The 19,737-nt window shown below is 71.8% G+C and carries 14 protein-coding genes and 1 pseudogene; 14 read left to right on the top strand and 1 reads right to left on the bottom strand.

Annotated features, from left to right (window positions below; translation table 11 throughout):
* Positions 1-327 precede the first annotated feature (327 nt).
* A complete protein-coding gene (locus tag I6A60_RS36585; protein ID WP_307874049.1) occupies positions 328-3,873 on the top strand; it encodes an ATP-binding cassette domain-containing protein in 3,546 nt (1,181 codons plus the stop codon).
* An 81-nt stretch (positions 3,874-3,954) separates the two neighbouring features.
* Here the strand turns inward: I6A60_RS36585 and I6A60_RS36580 are convergent, their stop codons facing one another.
* Positions 3,955-5,424: a DUF1254 domain-containing protein gene (locus I6A60_RS36580; protein ID WP_203015309.1), complete on the bottom strand. Its 1,470-nt coding sequence runs from the start codon at positions 5,422-5,424 to the stop codon at positions 3,955-3,957.
* A gap of 367 nt (positions 5,425-5,791) precedes the next feature.
* Here I6A60_RS36580 and I6A60_RS36575 point away from each other — a divergent pair, with 367 nt between their 5' ends.
* The 13 genes and pseudogenes from I6A60_RS36575 to I6A60_RS36515 all read left to right on the top strand — a co-directional run.
* Positions 5,792-5,971 (top strand): hypothetical protein, encoded by a 180-nt coding sequence (locus I6A60_RS36575; RefSeq protein WP_203015311.1) that lies wholly within the window; start codon positions 5,792-5,794, stop codon positions 5,969-5,971.
* A gap of 328 nt (positions 5,972-6,299) precedes the next feature.
* A complete protein-coding gene (locus I6A60_RS36570; RefSeq protein WP_203015313.1) occupies positions 6,300-7,175 on the top strand; it encodes an LLM class F420-dependent oxidoreductase in 876 nt (291 codons plus the stop codon).
* A gap of 72 nt (positions 7,176-7,247) precedes the next feature.
* Entirely contained in the window at positions 7,248-7,631 is a 384-nt protein-coding gene (locus I6A60_RS36565; protein WP_203015315.1) for an effector-associated domain EAD1-containing protein, read from the top strand.
* A gap of 260 nt (positions 7,632-7,891) precedes the next feature.
* Complete coding sequence (locus I6A60_RS36560) at positions 7,892-9,160, top strand: cytochrome P450 (RefSeq protein WP_203015316.1); 1,269 nt, start codon at positions 7,892-7,894, stop codon at positions 9,158-9,160.
* A gap of 152 nt (positions 9,161-9,312) precedes the next feature.
* A pseudogene (locus tag I6A60_RS36555) lies at positions 9,313-9,522 on the top strand (class I SAM-dependent methyltransferase); the annotation flags it as partial.
* 230 nt (positions 9,523-9,752) lie between these two features.
* Positions 9,753-11,015, top strand: a complete 1,263-nt coding sequence (locus I6A60_RS36550; RefSeq protein ID WP_203015317.1) for an ABC transporter substrate-binding protein — start codon at positions 9,753-9,755, stop codon at positions 11,013-11,015.
* Positions 11,012-12,040, top strand: coding sequence for a hypothetical protein (locus I6A60_RS36545; RefSeq protein ID WP_203015318.1), 1,029 nt, complete (start codon positions 11,012-11,014; stop codon positions 12,038-12,040). The genes I6A60_RS36550 and I6A60_RS36545 overlap by 4 nt, the downstream gene beginning before the upstream one ends.
* A gap of 400 nt (positions 12,041-12,440) precedes the next feature.
* The gene (locus tag I6A60_RS36540) at positions 12,441-13,673 is read left to right on the top strand and encodes a MaoC family dehydratase N-terminal domain-containing protein (RefSeq protein ID WP_203015320.1); all 1,233 of its coding nucleotides are present in this window, start codon (positions 12,441-12,443) and stop codon (positions 13,671-13,673) included.
* Positions 13,670-15,979 carry a CoA transferase gene (locus I6A60_RS36535; protein WP_203015321.1) on the top strand — a complete coding sequence of 770 codons (2,310 nt, stop codon included), beginning with the start codon at positions 13,670-13,672 and terminating at the stop codon, positions 15,977-15,979. The genes I6A60_RS36540 and I6A60_RS36535 overlap by 4 nt, the downstream gene beginning before the upstream one ends.
* Positions 15,973-16,803, top strand: a complete 831-nt coding sequence (locus I6A60_RS36530; RefSeq protein ID WP_203015322.1) for an acyl-CoA thioesterase II — start codon at positions 15,973-15,975, stop codon at positions 16,801-16,803. Before I6A60_RS36535 ends, I6A60_RS36530 begins: the two co-directional genes overlap by 7 nt.
* Before the next feature lie 23 nt (positions 16,804-16,826).
* Positions 16,827-18,044 carry a thiolase family protein gene (locus I6A60_RS36525; RefSeq protein WP_203015323.1) on the top strand — a complete coding sequence of 406 codons (1,218 nt, stop codon included), beginning with the start codon at positions 16,827-16,829 and terminating at the stop codon, positions 18,042-18,044.
* Positions 18,041-19,183, top strand: a complete 1,143-nt coding sequence (locus I6A60_RS36520) for an acyl-CoA dehydrogenase family protein (RefSeq protein ID WP_203015325.1) — start codon at positions 18,041-18,043, stop codon at positions 19,181-19,183. Before I6A60_RS36525 ends, I6A60_RS36520 begins: the two co-directional genes overlap by 4 nt.
* On the top strand, positions 19,180-19,737 hold a 558-nt coding region (locus I6A60_RS36515), incomplete at its 3' end, for an acyl-CoA dehydrogenase family protein (RefSeq protein ID WP_203055821.1). The genes I6A60_RS36520 and I6A60_RS36515, both read left to right, overlap by 4 nt.

Below are 19,737 nucleotides of genomic sequence, written 5' to 3'. Positions count from 1 at the left end.
GAGGCGCGACCAACGAGGCCGCCACCTGCCGAATTGCTCGTTTTGAGATCAAGCAGACTGGCCGCGCCGCGCGGCGGGGGGGGGGGGGGCGGGGCGGCCCCCCCCCCGCCCCCGGCCGCCGGGGGGGCGCCGGCCGGCCTCCATCCGCCGCGTTCTCGGCGCCGTCGGCGCGGCGCTGCTGGTCTGGCTCTTCTGCGGTGGCCTGATCAGTGGCCTGATCGAGAGCCTCGCCGGCCACGCGGCTGGCCCCGTTCCCGCGTTGGTCGCCCTCGTACCGGCGATGGTCGTCCTCGTCGTTCTGATTCGAAAGTCACGGGGGAAGCCACGGTGACGCCACGGATGTTCGGCCCGTACCGCATCGAGGCGCAGCTCGGCCGCGGCGGGATGGGCGAGGTCTACCGCGCGTTCGACACGGAACAGCAGCGGATGGTGGCGCTCAAACTGCTGCTCCCGAGCCTCGCCGGCGACCCGCAGTACACCGAGCGGTTCCGGCGGGAGTCCGAGGCCGCGGCGCAGCTGCGCGAACCGCACGTGATCCCGATCCACCGCCACGGCGAGATCGACGGGCAGCTCTTCCTCGACATGCGCCTGGTGGAGGGCTCCGACCTGGGCACGGTCCTGCGCGACGGCCCGCTCGCCCCGCTGACGGCCGTCGACGTCGTCGAACAGATCGCTTCCGCGCTGGACGCCGCGCACGCCGATGGGTTGGTGCACCGCGACGTCAAACCCTCCAACGTGCTGTGCGCCGGCCGCGCCCGTCCCACCGACTTCGTCTACCTCGTGGACTTCGGGATCGCCCGCCTCGTCGGCGGTCCCGGGATCACCGCGACCGGGGCGGCGATCGGCTCGGTCGAGTACATGGCGCCGGAGCGGTTCCTGGCCGGGCCGGTCGACCACCGGGCGGACGTGTACTCGCTGGCCTGCGTGCTCTTCGAGTGCCTGGCCGGGCGCAGGCCGTTCGTCACGACCGAGCCGCTCGGCGTCATCAACGCCCATCTGCAGGAACCGCCACCTGTCCTGTCGACCGTGCGGCCAGGCACGCCGCCCGCGCTCGACGCCGTCATCGTGCGTGGTCTGGCCAAGGTCCCGAGCGACCGGTACGAATCCGCGACCGCGTTCGCGGCGGCGGCCCGCGCCGCCGTCGCCCCGGTCCCACCGGCTGCTGTCCCGGCTGCCCCAGACCCGCCGCGTGTCGCGCCGGCCGCCGAGGGCGAATGGTGGAAGCGGAACAGCGGCGCCCCAGCGGCACCACCCTCGCCGGCCGCGCCACCAGCGGCACCGGCGTCGCCGGCCGCGCCCGGATCTGACTGGTGGCTGGCCAAAAGCTCAGGGCCGCCAACATCGCCGGCAGCGCCGGCGGCCTCAACACCGCCGGCAGCCCCGACTCCGCAGGTTCCGTCAACTCCCTCGGTTGGGCCGACGCGGCCGGTAGCGGCGTCACCGCCGGCCGCGAGGTCCTGGCCGCCGGCTGGGCCGGTCGCGTCAACCCCGCCGGCAGCCGCGACTCCGCCGGTCGCGTCGACTCCGCCGGTCGCGTCGACTCCGCCGAGTCCGCCGACACAGCCGGCCGCGGCGTCACCGCCAGCCGCGAAGGCCTGGCCGCCGGTGAGTTCCCGCCCGCCCGCTCCCGCGCCACCGCAGGCCGATCCGCCGACCGCTCCACCGCCCACGGCGCTGTTCCGCACGAGGCCAGCGCCCGAGGCGACCCAACCGGCACCGACCGCGACGCCCCCGGCGGCCCAGTGGCGGCCAGCATCTCCACCCAAGAGGTCTGGGCCGCCCGCGGCCTCAGGGCCGGGCACGCCACCCAACAGGCCTGGGCCGCCCGCGGCGGCGGGACCGGGCACGCCGTCCGCCACCAACGCCGCGAGCGGCAGCTGGTGGGACCGCAAAGCCACGGCGTTGCATCCGGTCGGGGCGGCCACGGCCGTGATCGGCCGCGCTCCCGAGTGCGACGTGGTGCTCGCCGACCCGCTCGTCTCCCGCCGGCACGCCGAACTGCGGCGAACCGGTGCCGAATGGCGGATCGTCGATCTCGGCAGTTGGAACGGGACGTTCGTCAACGGCCAGCGGGTCAGCGAGGCGACGATCGGCGCCGCGGACATCGTCGGTGTCGGTCATGCGCTGCTGCACCTGCAGGGCGGCACCCTGGTCGAGCACACCGACGCGGGCGACATCTCGTTCGAGGCCGCCGACCTGGTCGTCACCCGTGCCGGCAAGCGGCTGCTCGACGGCGTCGGGTTCGCGCTGCCGCAGCGCAGCATGCTGGCCGTCGTAGGGCCGAGCGGGGCCGGGAAATCCACCCTGCTCGCCGCGCTGACCGGGCAGCGTCCGGCGGACTCCGGTGAGGTCCGCTACGCCGGCCGCGACCTCTACGCGTCCTACGACGAGCTACGCCAGCGCATCGGGCTCGTCCCGCAGGACGACATCCTGCATCCGCAGCTGACTGTCCGCCGCGCCCTGCGGTACGCGGCGGCCCTCCGGTTCCCGGCCGACGCCCCGGCGGCCGAGCGTGACGCCCGGGTCGAGGAGGTGCTCGTCGAGCTTGGGCTGGCTGGCCAGGCCGGTCAGCGAATCAGCACCCTGTCGGGTGGGCAGCGCAAGCGGACGAGCGTCGCGCTGGAGCTTCTCACCCGCCCGTCGCTGCTGTTCCTGGACGAGCCGACCTCCGGCCTGGACCCCGGCATGGACAAGTCGGTGATGCGGACGCTGCGCACGCTGGCGGACGACGGCCGGACGGTGGTCGTCGTCACCCACTCGCCCGCCCAGCTCGAACTGTGCGACCGGCTGCTCGTGCTCGCGTCTGGTGGTCGACTCGCCTACTTCGGCCCGCCCAGCGAGGCGCTCGCCTACTTCGGCGAGGCTGACTTCGCGGACATGTTCCTGCTGCTCGACCGCTCCCGGGAGATCGACTGGACGGCCCGGTTCCTGGCCTCGCCGCAGGCCGCGGCCTTCGGCATATCGAGTGGCACAGCCCAGCCCGGGGCGCGGGCCTCCCGGGCCGCGCCGGACGCGCCGCCGCGTCAGCAGCCGGCACTGCGCCAGTTCGCCGTGCTCGCCCGCCGCTACCTCGCGGTGATCGCGGCCGATCGGGCCTACACGCTGTTCCTGCTCGCCCTGCCGCTGGTGTTGAGCGTGTTCGCCCAGCTCCTGCCCGGCGGGAACGGCCTGTCGGCGACGCGGCGTGGCGGCCCACCGGGCGACATGTTCAGCGGTGGTGACATCGCGCCGCTCATTCTGGTGCTGATCGTCGGCTGCGCGTTCACGGGGTTCGCCGGAGCGTTCCGCGAACTGGTCAAGGAACGTTCCATCTTCCGCCGGGAGCAGGCGATCGGCCTCTCGCGCAGCGCCTACCTCTGGTCGAAGCTCGCCGTACTGGGCGCGATCACTGGCGGGCAGGCGGTGGTCCTGGCCGTCGGCGGGCTCCTGGGCAGACCTGGCCCCGACGCCCCGCTCGCACTGGGCAACGGCCTGGTCGAGGTCGCCGTGGCCATGATCGCGGTCGCGCTGGCCGCGATGGTCCAGGGTCTGCTGGTCTCCGCGCTGATAGCGAACGCCGACCGCGGCATGCCCATCCTGGTGGTCGTCCTGTTGCTGCAGTTCCTGCTGTGCGGCCTGCTCATCCCACTCGACGGCCGCCCACCCCTGGAGCAGCTCGCCTACCTCATGCCCGCGCGGTGGGGCTTCGCGATGGTCGCGGCGACCACCGGCTACCACCAGACGCCGCTCGACCCCAACCTTGATCCGCTCTGGAAGGCCGACACCGGCACCTGGGCCCTCGACCTCACCGCGCTCCTGCTGCTGACCGTGGCCCTCGCCTGCGCAACCTGGCCCGTCCTCCGCCGCAGCTCGACGCCTCGAAAGGGCGAATGACCGCCGAGGCCCGGCCACTCCCGGCTGCCGTTCCAGTCCCAGGCGGTGCTCAGGGCTGGAGCGTCAGCGCCAACCTGGGCGTCAGCCGGTCACGCGGACTACCGGTGGCGGGGCCCAGTGGTGGCCGGTCGCCGCCGCGGTCGGGAGGTAGACGCGCAGATAGAGCCTGAACGCGGCGTTCACCGGGGCGGGCAGCCAGTTCGCGGCCGGTCCGCTGGGCTGGGTGGCGGACACGACGAGGTCGAGTGAACCGTCGGCGCCACGGGTGAGGCCTTCGGTGCGGTCGCCGATCGCGTAGACCTTCGCCGGATTGTCGACGAGGAAGTTGTCCTCGCCGTACAGCGTGACGGACCAGAACCCGCCCGGACCCGCCGGCGGAAGCCCTCCGGCGGGGAACTGAAGCCGGTAGGTCGCGGCGCCGGACAGCGGCTGGCCCGTCGAGTCGGCTCGGGCGCTGTAGTAGGTCGCCTCCTCAGGGACGTTCGCGGCCAGCAACGTGGCCGCGACGGCCGCGCGGGTCAGGTAGTCGGTGCCGTACGTGCCGAATCCGTAGGACGCCGTCCAGGTGCCGGCCGGCTCGCCGAGTCGGTCGGCGGCGCGGGTCACGGTCGCCTCGGCCTCCCGCGCCGCCTTGGCCAGCACCGCCACCGTGGCGGGGTCCTTCCCCTTGCTGGGGGTCGAGCCGGGCGTCACGCCCAGGGTGGCGAGCTCGGCGAGGACCGGTCGGTCCGCGGCCGGCGGCGGGTCGCTGGCCAACAGCGCGGCGAGTTCGTCGAAGAAACCGGCGCCGCCGTCGGTCGGCTCCTGTGGGTCGAGCGGATGGACGCAGTCGGGCGCAGGCAGCGGCGGCGGTGTGGCGGCCTGGCCGGCGCCGGTCGGGTTTGTGGTCGCGCCGGTCGACGTGGCCGGCGCGAGCTGGAAGCCGCGTTGCGCGACCTTCGCCGCCGCGAGGTCGCCGAGCCCCCGCGCCAGCGTGCGTCCCACCAGCCAGACATCCCAGCTCGGCGCGTGGACGACCGCGACGTCGCCGTCGGCCGGGTCGGTGAGCGCGCCGGTCCAGCCGGGCGGCACCACGGCCCAGCGGCCGGGCCGGCCTCCCGTCGCCCGTGTTCCGATGGTGGTGAACGTGTTGCTGTAGACGTCGAGGAACTGGTAGCTGAAGTACCGGCCACTGATCTGCGGCACGGTCAGCACGTACGGCCCGGACCGCAGGTCGAGCCACGCGGTCGAGTACAGGGTGTCGACGTTGGGCGCGACGACGCGCCGGGAGGCCGGCGAGGCCAGATCGGGCTGGTGAACGAGGGTGTTCACGCCGACCAGGCAGACCAGTGAGGCGCGGGTGCGGGTCACCGTCACGCCGGCGTAGCCGTAGACGGCCCCGTCGAGAGCGGCCCGGTCGGCTGACGGAGGCGTGGTTCGCCCACTCGGGGTGGTGTCCGCGGCCGGGTCGCCGGAGCATCCCGACGCGGTGGCACCGAGGACACCGGCCCCGGCCAGTAGCCCGAGCACGCCGAAACGGCGGCGGTCCAGCGACCTCGATAGCGGATTCATCGACACTCCTGGGCGCACGGAGGATGGGCGAGAGGCGGCCAGGCCGGTCGGCTGTACCGCCTGGTCCGAGAGGCAACGATGGCATGCCAGCCGCGCGTTCCTTGACGCCGCTGGGCGAACGCCGCCCTTTACGTCCACGCAAACGAGGCGGAGATTCCGGCCGCGCTGACATCGCTGCTTGCCGCAGTCGGACTTTCCCGCTCCGACCTGCCCTGGGTGTCTCCGCTGGCTTTGGTGAGGTAGTCCATAGGCCAGTCCTGCGGCGCGGTTGGGAGGTGGACCGGATGGAACGGGCTCAAGGTGCCAACCAGCCTCAGACGGCCTCCCGAGCAGTCATCAACGTCTGGGCCAACCATGGGTCGCGGCAGTGACGGTGACCGGTGGCGTTCCGGTCATGGGGATGTCCGCGGGCGGCTGCGGCGGCGCGGCCGCCGATTCGGGCGATGGCTCGGCTGCGGCCGGCGGCACCTGCGGCTCCCACCCCTCCTCGGGCGCCATCGGCGCGCCCGCCTACATGGCGCCGGAACAGGTCCTTGAAAACAGGTAGGGCCCAAGCCTGCGCGGGTCGAACTCGTCAAGCGGTGCCACATCGGCCACGCCGGCAACCACGCCCACCCCCCGGTGCGAAGATCCGTGTGCCCGCCCTGGCTCGTCGGCAGCGGAGAGATCGTCTGTATCGGTTTATATCGCACCGGCGCAGCTGACCGCCGCGTCCCCACGGTCGGTCGTGGCAGCTGTGCTCCCGCAGGAAGCACCATGACGGAAATCGTCTCTAGGCTCTCATCTGTGACGATAGGTAAGGCGCGGGAGCGACCCTCTGCGACCACGAGTAGCGCCCGGTCCGTCGCGCGCCGGGTTCGTGGGAGGCTGCGGCCATGCAGATTGGCGTCGTCTACCCGCAGATCGAGCTTCGAGGGGACCCGGTCGCGGTCCGTCGGATCGGCACGGCGGTGGAGGGTCTCGGGTTCGACCACCTGCTCGCCTACGACCATGTGCTCGGCGCAGTGCATGCCGATCGGTCACCGCCACTGACCGGCCCCTATACCGAGCACGACCCGTTCCACGACCCGCTCGTGATGTTCGCCCATCTGGCTGCGATCACCGAACACATCCAGTTCGCGACCGGCATTCTGATCTTGCCGCAGCGGCAGACCGCGCTCGTCGCCCGGCAGGCGGCGGACGTCGATCTCTTCTCCGGCGGCCGGCTGCGCCTCGGGGTGGCGGTTGGCTGGAGCCCCGTCGAGTACGAGGCTCTCGGCCAGGACTTCCAGACCCGCGGTGCCCGGCAGGAGGAGCAGATCGGGTTGCTGCGCCGGTTGTTCACCGAGCCCGTCGTCGACTTCTCCGGCCGCTTCGACCGGATCGACCGCGCCGCGCTCGTCCCGAAGCCGACCCGCTCCATCCCGATCTGGTTGGGCGGCTCGGGTGACGCCGCCCTCGGCCGGGCCGCCCGGCTCGGGGACGGCTTCATTTTCTCCGGCTCGCGCGGCATCGAGCGCGCTCTGGCCGGCTGGGCCCGGCTGCGGGACCTCCTGGCCGAGTCCGGCCGGCCGGTGGAGGGCTTCGGCGCCGAGTACGTCGTGCTCGCTCAGGGTGACCTCGACACCGCCGTCGCCGAGATCGACGCCTGGCGGGCCGCCGGCGGCACACATATCTCGGTGGCCACGATGGGCCGCGGCCTGGACTCGGCCGACGGCCACCTCGACGTCCTGACCACGCTCGCGAACGCTCTCAACCTGACCGCCCGATGACACGCCAGCCGGCGATGATGGTTTCCTAGGCCGGTATGTGGTCGGCGGGAATCGTTGCGGGGGAGGCAGCGGGTGGAACGCCTCTCGGAGGTCGAGATTCGGGAGCTCGCGAGGCGTTTCGCGGACGCCGGGTCGGCCACGCACCTGCTGGCCGCCACCGGCTGGTCCGCCGAGCTGCGCCCGTCGTGGCAGGCGAGGAACGCGTTCGAGTTCTGGCAGGAGGTGGCCGCGGACCTGGAGCACGGCGCGGTCCGGGATGGCCGGCGTCGGCTGTTGACGGCCGCGGCGGCCCGCTATCCGGACAGCGAGGTGTTTGCCGCTGGCTGGGAGGCGACGCGTCCTTTCCGGGCAGTGCCGTCTCGCGATCTCCTACCCGTGGTGCCCGCACATTTCGTCGCCCGAGCCGCGGACGCCGCCGCCGGACACGAAGCCCACGAGCGTCGGGAGCGTTCGTGACGCACTGCGGGTGACGTCAGCGGCGCACAGGCGATGCGGCGCCGCCCCCGGTGCGTTGCGCACGGGGTCAGCCTGGCGCAGGTCGGCGACCGGCCGAGGTCCCGTACGATGTGCAGCCACGTCGGCCTGGAGGCGCCGACGATGACTCCGGGGAGTGACCAGAAGCGGAGGACCCGGGTCTTCGTCGCACCACCACCGGCCCCTGCCGTTCCACACGCCTGGCACCGCGACGCGGCCGGTCACCTCGGGGAGATTTCGTCATGACACCGTATTTAGCCGGTTCCGCTGGCACCGCCGATTCCAGGGACGCTGCCCGCTCGGCCCCTTCGGACTACCCGGCTGACGCGGTCCCGCTGTTCGGCCCGCGCTTCGAGCAGGAACCGGCCGCGTTGTACCGGGAGATGCGGGCCAGATTCGGCCCCGTCGCGCCGGTCGTTCTCGAGGGCGGCCACCCGGCCTGGCTCGTGCTCGGGTATCGCGAGCTCGTCTACGTCACGAGCAACCCGGCCCTCTTCGCCAGGGACTCCCGCCGGTGGAACCGCTGGCCGCAGATTCCGCCTGACTGGCCGCTGCTGCCGGGGGTGGGCTATCTGCCGTCCGTGTACTTCGCCGAGGGCGTCGAGCACCGCCGACGCGCCGAGGTCGTCCACGCCGGCCTCGAGGCCGTCGACCACCTCCGGCTGCGGGCCCAGTGCGAGCGGATCGCCGACCAGCTCATCGACACGTTCTGCGGCCGGGGCGAGGCGGATCTGGTCGCCGAGTACGCCAGCGTGATCCCGCTGCTTGTCGTCGCGGTGTTGTTCGGTCTCGACGAGGCTGACACCGAGAGCCTGGTACACGACCTCACCGAGATGGCATCCGGGTCGAGCGACGCGCTGGCCGCCTTCGAGCGGGTGGGCGACCTTTTCCGCAGGGTCGTGGCGCGCGCGCGGACGCGGCCGGGCAACGACATCCCGTCCAGGATGGCCCTGCATCCGGCCGGTCTTACCGACGACGAGATGCTGATGGATCTGGTGGTCATCGCCTCCGCCGGCCAGCTGCCGACGTCCTACTGGACCAGCGCCGCCCTGCGGCTGATGCTGGTCGACGACCGGTTCTCGACGGGGTTGTCCGGCGGCCGGCGAAGCGTCGGCCAGGCACTCAACGACGTTCTGTGGGAGGACACGCCCCTGCAGAACTTCGCGGGCCGCTGGGCGGTGCGCACCGTCGAGCTGGGCGACCAGCGGATCGCGGCCGGGGACCTGCTGCTGCTCGGGCTGGCGGGCGCGAACGCGGACCCACTTGTTCGGGCCGGAATGGACCGGCACACGCCCGGAAATCATGCGCACCTGTCGTTCAGCCACGGTGAGCACCGCTGTCCGAGCCCGGCCCAGGCGATCGCCGAGGTGATGGCGACCGCTGCGGTCGAAGTGATCCTCGACCGCCTTCCCGACGTGACCCTCGCCGTGGACAGCGACGCCCTGCTCTGGCAGCCGTCGCCCTGGACCCGCGGACTCGTCTCCCTTCCTGTCAGGTTCAGTCCGGCCTGACGACGGCCGGCACGCTGAGGAGCCCTCCGAGCGTCGCGTGGGCCCGCGCCCCGCGACGCCGAAGTCGCCTTCGGCCACGACAACCGTCGGAACGCGGGCAGCGCGCTATTCCATTGACCGCCAGAACGCGTGACGGTGGGTAGGGTCCCTGGATGCCGGATCCGATCTTCGCCCATCCTCTCCTCGCGCGTGTCTACGACTCCTTCGATGGAGACCGCGGCGACCTGGCCGCGTACCTCGCGACGGCCGCCGAGCTGACCGCCTGCCAGGTGCTCGACGTTGGTTGCGGGACCGGCGCCCTGGCGGTCCTGCTCGCTGGAAGCGGCTGCAAGGTCGTGGGCGTCGACCCGGCCGAGATGTCAGCCTTCCGTCTTGACGTCCGTGCACCAACCGATCTAGAGTAAGCGATCTGCATTACATTTACCCTCGCGGTGCCGCCCTGCCCCAGGCGCCGCGTGGTGGCGAGATGTATGACGGTCGCAAAAGCGCCCCGATCTCGGTGATCGAGTCATCGGTCGACGGCAGGGGTGGTGGTCCGCTCACTCGGTGGCGCGACGAGATCGGGGCCTTGCAGGGGGAGAGGGAACAGCCGGTGGCAGGACTCATGAGCAGCGGTCGACGATTACGGATCCAGGTCGGGCTGAGTCTTTTCTGTGCCGTCGCGATAACGCTGGCCGCCTGCGGCGGGTCGTCGGGAACGGCCAGCGGTAAAGCCAGCGCGAGCAATGCTCCGGCCGTCACCCTCAAGGTCGGCGTACTGGCCGACATCACCGGGCCGCTCTCCACGATCGGTAACGCCGCGCTTAACGGCATCAAGGCGGGTATTGAGGACGTGAAGTCGCAGGGTTACAACGTCCAGTACACCCTTGCCGACACGAACTCGACGCCAGCAGGCGCTATCACGGCCGCTCGGCTGCTGGTCGACCAGCAGCATGTCACCGCGATTCTCACGGGTTCCGCGATGACCTTCGCCGCTGCTCCGTACCTGCAGCAGCACCAGGTACCCGTGATCGGGCCGGCGCTGGACGGGCCGCACTGGATCGATGACACCAACATGTTCCCGACCTACGGCTATCTCAAGCCCACCCAGGTGGCGACGACGATCGGGAAGCTGCTGAAGCAGCAGGGCGTGTCGAACGTCGCGAGCGTGGGTTACTCGCTGAAGTCCGCCGCTCAGGCCGCCAGCGGCTACGCCGCCTCGGCGGAGGTGGCCGGTCTGCGGGTCGGCTATCTCAACACGACTGTGCCCGTCGGCAGCACCGACGTCGGGCCGCTTGTCCTCGCCATGAGGGATGCGAAGATCGACGGATTCGTGGGGCCGCTGGCCTCCGCGACCGCGATCGCGGTGCTGACCGGACTGCGGCAGCAGGGCGTCGACGTCAAGTTCGCCGCCGTGCAGTCCGGCTACGGCAACGACCTTCTCAAGTCGGGCCCCGCCACAGCGCGCAATGCGACCGGGGCCTATTTCCTGACGTCGTACCAGCCAGTCGAGATGAACACGCCAGCTACCCAGCGCTTCCAGCGTGCGCTGCGCGCGGTCGGCGCGCCGGCGGAGCCGTCGGCCGCGACCTACGACGGGTTCACCGCGGTCGAGCTCCTCGTCCGCGGGGCGAAGGGAACCAGCGGCACCGCGACATCGAGTGGTCTTGTCAGGACGCTCGGCTCGATCACCGACTGGGATGGGGCCGGGCTGTTCGGCAGCGTGCGGGTGGACTTCGCTGATCGGACCAGGACCAGCTCCGTCGGCGTGAACGACTGCCTGTTCGTCAGCAGGTGGGACGGCACGGCCTTCCAGCCCGTCACGGGCGCGACGCCGGTCTGCGGTGCGGCTGTTCCAGGGAGAACTGTGTCATGACCGACGCGGCGGCAGTGGACGCCTCCGGTGGCGCGAACCCGCTGATCGATGAGGTGACCGCGCGGCGACCGGCGTCGCCGACCTATCGCGAGGGCGCGTCGATGTGGGTGTGGGACGACCGCGGGCGCTTCGCCTTCCCGCGGATCGGGGTCGAGGCGGTCGGCGCGACCTGGGAGACGTCCTTCACGTCCGCGCTGTGCATGGCTTTCCCGGGTGGCCGCCTGCTGCTGGTCAACGACGACTACCCCCCGCACCCGGCCACCGACGACGCGGGCCGGCCGAGGATCTTCGGCGCGGGGCCCTTGCTGTTCGAATGCGTCGAACCGTTCGCGCAGTGGCGCCTGCGTTTCGCTGGAAACGCGAAATCAACGGACGTGAACCGGTTCCTCGCCGGTGGGAGACACCGGCTCGGCCCCGGCGACGCCGTCGAGGTGCCGCTGGCGGTGGACCTGACCGCACGGTCCGTGGCTCCACCGTGGTTTCAGAACACCTACGAGCCGCTGGGGCATCAGGTCGCCGGCGAGCAGCGTTTCGAGCAGCTGTGCACGGTGACGGGGACGGTCACCTTCGAGGGTGGCACGACCGAGTTCACGGGCGGGGCCCTCCGCATCCACCGGAAAGGCGGGAACCGCAACAACTACGGCGAGTTTCATGGCCACCTGTGGGCGTCGACGAGTTTTCCGAGTGGCCGCGCGTTCGGCGTGATTCACTATCGTCCCGGCGCGGATGGCACGGTGAAATACCACGAGGCCTGGGTCCGTGACGGCGGTGAGCTGCTCCCGGCGCGCATCATCGATACGCCCTGGCTGGCCGGCACCGTGCCCGCTGGAGAAGACATGTCGTTCACGTTGAGAACGCGCCGAGGGGACATTCGGATCACGGCCCGGACCTTCGTCTCGTCCTTCCGGCCGCCCCGGCCGATCGGCGACGGCACCACGTTCCCGCTGCTGCAGTCCGCGATCGCGAGCTTCCGCTGGGACGGCGAGGAGGCCTTCGGGATGATCGAGCGCTCGGCGCGGCTCTAGCGCACCACGGATCTTCGCGTGACTGATCGGTCGGTTGCTCGGCCGGGGCCCAGGTCAGGGCCGCGGCGTCGCGGGTACCGGGTCGACAGCCGGCGGGACGGACGTCGGGGCATCCCGCACGCGATCCGAGCCGGTACCCGGCGACCGGCGCATCAGGTGGCGCGACGCCGCCGTCGGCCCGCGTCGTGATCGGGCTCCTCGGGCGCGACAGCTGGAGACCTTCTCGGTGGCACTGACCCAGAAGACAGATATTAAGACTACAAGCTTAACTATCGGTTATGCTGCGAGGCGTGAACGATGACGTTGGGGAGTCCGCCACCCTGGTCTGCCGGGTCGGGGCGGCCGCGCCGCCGGAAGCCGGCGTCGAGCGCGGCCTTCCGTGGTCGGAGGTGCGATACCAGTGAACCCAGTGCAGGCCTTCTCGCAGGCCGCTCCCCGGGCGCTCGACGAGGAGACCATCGAGGCAGTCCGGCGTCGCGTGGGGATTCCCGTCCGGCGTTCCCGGCGCCCGCACAACGAGGTGTCCTCCAGCGACTCGTTCCGCCACTTCGCGCAGGGGTACGGCGACGACAACCCGCTGTTCAGCGATCCCGGGTATGCCGACGGCTCGTCATGGGGCTCGTCGATCGCTCCGCCCCTCTACCCGACCTCGGCCGGCATCCTGCGGCCGGTCGCCTGGTCGGCCGACGAGGAGGCGGAGATGGCGGGCGGCGACCCGCTGGCGGGGATCGGCCAGTACATGTGCGGCGAACGCTGGGTCTTCGTCAGGCCGGTCCGCGCCGGCGACCTTCTGCTGCGTTCCCAGTGGCTCTTCTCGGCCGAGCTGAAGACGAGCGCGTTCGGCGGCGGCACCGGAGCGCTGCTGTCCCATCGCATCGCCTGGGAGGACGAGGCCGGGTCGCCGTACGCCTTCCGGTTCCTGGACTTCTGGCACGCGGACCGCGACAAGACGCGTAAGACGGCGAAGAGCCGCCAGATCGAGCGGGCGCCCTTCAGCGACGAGGACATCGAGCGTATCGACGCCTGCTACGAGGCGGAGACGGTGCGGGGATCGACGCCGCGGCTCATCGACGAGGTTCGGGTCGGCGACGAGCTCGGCCCGATCGTGAAGGGCCCGCTCACGGTGACCGACGTGATCGGCTGGCATGTCGGGACCGGGATGGGCGACTACGGGGTCGGACCATTGCGGATCGGCTACCGCAACCGCCGGCGCGTCCCGAAGTTCTACCTCAAGAACGAGCTCGGTTTCTGGGATGCCGCCCAGCGCTGCCACTGGGACCAGGGCTGGGCGGAGCGCCTGGGGCATCCTGCGCCCTACGACTACGGGATCATGCGGACCACCTGGATGGTCCATCTCCTGACCAACTGGATGGGCGACGACGCCTGGATCTGGACGCTGACCAGCTCGGTGCGCAAGTTCAACTACCTCGGCGACGTCCATTTCGTCTCCGGCACCGTGCGCGAGGTCGACCGGTCGGCCCGCACGGTGACCGTCGACCTCGTCGGCGTGAACCAGCGCGGACAGACCACCTGTGACGGGCGGGCGGTCGTGATCCTCCCGCCTCCCGGGGGCGGATCGGCGGCCCTGCCCGCGTTCCGACCGCAGGACGTGCCCGAGGCGACCGCGCCATGAGCGGCGCGGAGAGGCCTGGGGCATCCTCGGCCGGTCGGGCGGGCTTCCTGGCCGGGCTCACGATCCTTGAGCTCGGTGACGGCATCGCCGGCTCGGGCGCGACCAGTCTGCTGGTGGGTCTCGGCGCCGAGGTGACCGCGGTGATCGATCCGACCAGTCCCCACCGCCGGGCCCGGCCGAGGACGTCGACCACCGCGGGCCCGGTGAGTCTCCTGCCGGTGATCCTCGACCGCGGCAAGCGGATCGTCTGCGGGGACGACCTCGACGTCGACGGGATCAAGGCGCTGCTCGCGCGCGGCCACGGTCACGGACCGTTCGACCTCGTCATCGTCGACCGTGTCGAGGGCCTGCGAGGCCCGTTGGCAGCGGTGCGGGACATCCCGACCTACGCGTCGTTCGTCGCGGGCGCCAACCGTCGGGCCTGGCTGTCGATCAGCGCGTTCGGCCTGTCCGGTGCGCGCCGTGACGACCTCGCGACGGAGATCACGCTCGCGGCGGCCGGCGGCATGCTCGCGACCGTGCGGGACGCGAGCTGGGGCAACCCGCTCAAGCTGGCGGGCTACCAGTCGCTGCTGAACTGTGCTCAGGCGGCGGCGCTGGCGTCCTGCCACGCCGTCGACCTCGCCCGGGACGGCCAGCCGGCGCACCTCGACCTGTCGGCCGTGGAAGCCACCATCGCGATGGGGCCGACGCTCGAGATCGCGACGGTGCTGCTCAACACGGGTGGCCCCGCCGGGGCGAAGCGATACGGCGCGCCCGCCAGCTTCTACCGCTGCCAGGACGGCCTGGTCCGCATCTCGGCCATGGAGGATCACCAGTGGCGCGGCGTCGTCGCCGCCATGGATTCGCCCGACTGGGCCGACCGCTTCGCCACGACGGCGGCCCGCATCGAGTACCCGGAGGAGATCGACCGCCGGATCGGCGAGTGGACCAGCACCCTCACCAAGACGCGGGCCGAGACCCTCCTGCAGTCGCACGGGGTGCCGGCGACGGCCATGTACTCGCCGGCCGAGACCCTGGAGTCGCCCCAGCTTCGCCATCGGGGTTCCTTCGAGCCCGTGCGCCTTCCCGGTGGGCTGGAGGCGACGGTCGTCGGTGCCCAGTACCGGCCGATCGAGGTGGAGCGGACGGGCGACGTCGTGGCCGAGGGAACCGGCTCTCCCACAGGGCGGCGCGGCCGGTCACTGCGCGGCCTGAACGTGGTCGAGGCGAGTCATGTGCTGGCCGCCCCGCTCGCCGGCGCCCTCCTCGGCGCGATGGGCGCGCAGGTCACAAAGCTGGAGGATCTGCGGCGCCTGGACATGTACCGCCGACGCGGGCCGTACATCGACCAGGTCGCGGGGGGTGAGCGTTCCGCCTACTTCGCCCTGGTCAACCACTCCAAGCGCAGCGTGGCCTTCGACCTTGAGGAGTCCCGCGAGCGCCTCGACGACCTGCTGGCGAACGCGGACGTGGTCATCGAGAACCTCGGGGGCAGGCGGGCCACCGCGCTCGGCCTGGCGGCGGGCGAGCTGGTGAAGCACCGTCCGGACGTGCTGGCGGTCAGTTCGTCCGGCTTCGGCCAGGACGGGCCGTCCGCGTCCTACCGCGCCTATGCCTACAACCTGCAGGCGTCCTGCTGCCTCGGGTACCTGACCCGCAACGAGCAGGGCGAGCAGGCCGAGATCGACCTGCCCTGGGCCGATCTGGTCAGCGGGTTCGCGCTGGCCACGATCGTGGCGGCCTGGGCCGTCGGGCCGCGGGGCAACGACGGCGCGGGCGTCGACTTCGCGATGGCGGACCTCATCGTCGCCCACTTCAACGAGTTCATCGCCGCGGCCAGTCTCAGCGCCGACAGCGACGCGCACGTCGACCGTGCCAACGAGATGTTCCCGTACGCCCCGAACGGTGTGTACACGACCGAGGACGGCTGGATCGCCATCTCCGTCGCGGACGATCAGCAGTTCGCCCAGCTCATCAAGATCCTCGACAGCGAGTCCCTCGGCAACCCGGAGTTCGCCGACGCACAGGCCCGGTTCGAGCGGCGGCGCGTACTCGACGCCGTCCTGGCGGACGCGGCGAGCACCTGGAAGGCCGGGACACTCGCGCGCGATCTGCGCGCGGCGGGAGTCGCGGCCGAGGAGGTCGTCGGCCCGCGGCAGCTTCCCGAATCGGCCGGGCTCAGGTCGAGGGACTTCTTCACGTCCGTCGAACACCCCGAGTGGGGCCGCCGGCGTTTGATCGGCATCCCGTGGCGCCCGTTCGGCCAGCCCGCGATCGCGCTGGGTGCCCCGCCACGCCTCGCGGCCGAGGCACCGGAATGCTGAGGGTCGATCGCGACGAGTTGCGAACGGCGTTGACGCTGACGCAGGTCGGCGAGGACAGCTACCAGGCGGCGAACCTCCAACTGGGTGGCGCCATCGTGTTCGGCGGCCAGATCCTGGCGCAGTCCGCGGTAGCCGCACTGATCGGCCAGGCGGGGAAGTCGGTCAAGACCATGCACACGGTGTTCGCTCGGCCGGGGGCGTCAGCCAAGCCCCTGGACGTCGGCATCGAGCGGGTCCAGTCGGGCCGGGCGTTCGCCAGCAGCACGGTGACCTTCAGCCAGGACGCCACGGTCTGCGCCCGGTCGATGGTGCTGCTGTCAGCCGACGAACCGGACCTGATCCGGCACGGTGACGAGTGCGAGCCCGGCCCGCCACCGGCCCCGGGCGGCGACGAGGGCGGCGCCTGGCGGACGGTCGTCGCCGGTGGAGTGGATGTCCGCGACCCCGACCAGGTCGGGCCGCCGGATCTCGACGTGTGGTCGCGATGGATCGGCGTTCCCGACGACCTCGGGACAGGCCAGGCACTCCTCGCGCTGTCGACCGAAGGCTTTCTGATCGGGACCGCGATGCGTCCGCACTCGGGAGTCGGCCAGTCGCAGGCGCACCGGACCCTGTCGACCGGGGTGATCAGCCACACGATCACGTTTCACCGGCCGTGCGACGCGGGCGCCTGGGTGCTGCTGCGCCAGCACAGCTCCTTCGCGGGCGGCGGGCGGGCGTACGGGCGTGGCGACATCTTCACCGCGGGTGGCCAGCTCGTCGGGTCGTTCGCGCAGGACAGCATGATCCGCCCCATGCGACCGGCGCGCTCCGGGGGCCTCTGACGGAACTGAGCAGTCGCTGGCGGATGGATATAGGAGCTAATGTGGCAGCGCGCCAAGCAGTGATCGTCTCGACCGCGCGCACAGCGATCGGGACGGCGTATAAGGGCTCTCTGGTGGATATTGACGCCCTTGAGCTGGGGACTCAGGCCGTCCGTGAGGCGGTGTCCCGGGCCGGCGTCGATCCGGGGACCGTCGACGACGTCGTGCTGGGGGAGGGCCTCTACGGCGGTGGGGACATCGCCAGGTACGCGGCCATCGAGGCCGGTCTGACCAACGCCCCGGGCGTCGCGCAGAACCGGCACTGCGCGGCCAGCCTGGCGGCGGTGCAGATGGCGGCCGGGTCGATCCTCGCCGGCATGGACAAGGTCGTCGTCGCAGGCGGGACCAACTCGGCGTCGACCTCGCCGCGGACCACCCGGCGCGTTCCCGGTACCGACGACTGGGAGGAGTGGAACTCACCGACCCACCAGCCGACTCCGCAGGCGCCGAACCGTGACATGTCGATCACCGTAGGCTGGAACTCGGCGCGCAGGGCCGGACTCTCCCGCGCGGACCTCGACGCCTGGGCGCTGCGCTCCCATCAGCGGGCCGTGGCCGGCATCGACGCGGGCAGCTTCGCCGACGAGATCTTCCCCGTCGAGGTGACCCGGCGCGACGGCACCACCTTCGCCTTCGCGACAGACGAGCATCCGCGCCGCGCCACCAGCGCCGAGAAGCTCGCCGCTCTCAAGCCGCTGCACCCGGAGATCGAGGGATTCAGCATCACGGCGGGCAATGCGGCCGGCATCAACGACGGCGCGGCCGCGATGGTGATCGCCGACAGTGACTACGCGAGCAAGGCGGGCCTCGAGTCGCTCGCGGTCATTCGTGCCTGGGCCTCGGCCGGGGTCGAGCCGGCCGACACAGGGCTCGCGCCGACCGAGGCGATTCCCAAGGTGCTCGCCCGCGCCGGCCTGACGATCGACGACATCGCGCTGTGGGAGATCAACGAGGCCTTCGCTTCCGTACCCATCGCCGCGTGCCGGCTCCTGGGCATCGACGAGAACCTCGTCAACGTCCTGGGCAGCGGCTGCAGCCTCGGCCACCCGGTCGCGATGACCGGCGCCCGCCAGATCATCACGCTCGTTCACGAACTGCGCCGGCGCGGCGGCGGGATCGCCGTGTCCGCGATGTGCGCGGGCGGCGGCATGGCGTCGGCCGTCGTGCTGGAGGTACCTCGTGAGACCACGGAGCGCGGATGATTCCGAGCCTGACGGCCGACCAGGAACTGTTCGTCGACACGACACGGAAGTTCCTGCGGGACAGCCTTCCCGGTGAGGTTCGCCGGGCGCTGCACAAGCAGCCGCGGGGATACGAACCTGCCTACTGGAAGACCGGCGCCGAGCTTGGCTGGACGTCGCTGCTGGTCTCGGAGGACCACGGTGGCGGCAGCGTCAGCGGCGACGGTCTGCGGGATCTGGCCCTGGTCGCCCACGAGTTCGGCCGCCACGCGGCGCCGGGCCCGTTGCTGGCCGCGAACATCGCCGCGCTGGCCCTGTCGCGAGCCGGCGGCGAGGCCGCCCTCGAGGCGCTGGACCGAGCGGGCGCTGGGGAGGCGCTCGTCGCCTGGTGCCCGAGTGAGCCGGCCCCCGGCGACGGGCTCGGCCAGGTCGCGGCGCGCGCGGTCGCGTCGGGGACCGGCTGGGTGCTGTCCGGGGCGAAGGGGCCCGTCGAGCACGGCGCGCAGGCCGATCAGTTCGTCGTCCCCGCCCGCACCGACGAAGGCCTGATCCAGCTGCTGGTGCCCGCCGACAGCGCGGGTGTCACGGTCCGGCCGTTGCGGACGGTGGATGTGTCCCGACGCTTCGCGCGGGTCGGGTTCGACGGTGTCCGCGTGCCGGCCAGCCACGTGCTCGCCGGCCCGGCATCGGGCGCGGCCGAGGTTGAGCGGCTGCTTCACACGGCGTTGGCGATTCAGACGGCGGAGACGGTCGGCGCGATGGACCGGGCCTTCGAGATGACGGTCGCCTGGGCCGCGGACAGGTACTCGTTCGGCCGGCCGCTGGCCTCCTACCAGGCACTCAAACACCGGTTCGCCGACCTGAAGATGTGGCTGGAGGCGAGCCACGCGGTCGCCGACGCCGCCGTCGAGGCCGTGGGCGGCGGCGATCCCCGGGCCGGCGAGCTGGTCAGCGTCGCGAAGTCGTACATCGGGCACTTCGGCCCTGAGCTCTGCCAGGACTGTGTGCAGCTGCACGGGGGGATCGGGCTGACCTTCGAGCACGACCTGCATCTGTACCTGCGCAGGGTCACCGTGAACAGCATGCTGCTGGGCACGGTCCGGGAACATCGGCTGCGACTGGCGTCCCTGCTCGGCGGCGTGGGAGAGGTGACGGCATGAGCGCGGACAGCGCGGATGGGATCGAGCCGGTCGAGGAGTTCCGGCTGCGCGCGCGGGACTGGCTGGCGCGGAACATGCCGCCGGCCGAGGCCGAGGGCTTCGCCGGACGTCGAGCCTCCCGCGGCGATGAGGAGCAGCTCGCGGAGATCGCCGAGGAGCGACGCCTGCAGCGGCTGCTCTGGGACGGTGGGCTCGCGGGCATCTGTTTTCCGCGCGAGTACGGCGGCCTCGGGCTGACTCCCGCGCATGCCGCCGCGTTCAACGAGGAGATCGTCGGCTACCGCTACCCGCGCCGGCTCCAAGTCCCGACGACCACGCCGTGCGCCGCGGTCATCCTGGAGTTCGGGACCCACGAGCAGCGGCGCGCGCACATCCCGGCGATCCTCAGGGGCGAGGAACTGTGGATGCAGTTCCTGTCCGAGCCCGGATCGGGGTCGGACGTCGCCGGCGCGCAGACGAGCGCGGTGCGCGACGGCGACGACTGGATCCTCAATGGTTCGAAGATCTGGACCACGGGGGCCTGGTGGTCGGACTGGGGCCTGTGCCTGGCCCGC

The sequence above is a fragment of the Frankia sp. AgB1.9 genome, from assembly GCF_016786355.1.
Lineage (GTDB): Bacteria > Actinomycetota > Actinomycetes > Frankiales > Frankiaceae > Pseudofrankia.
Note: the sequence above shows the minus strand (reverse complement) of the source record. Positions and strands in the feature narration are given on the sequence as shown.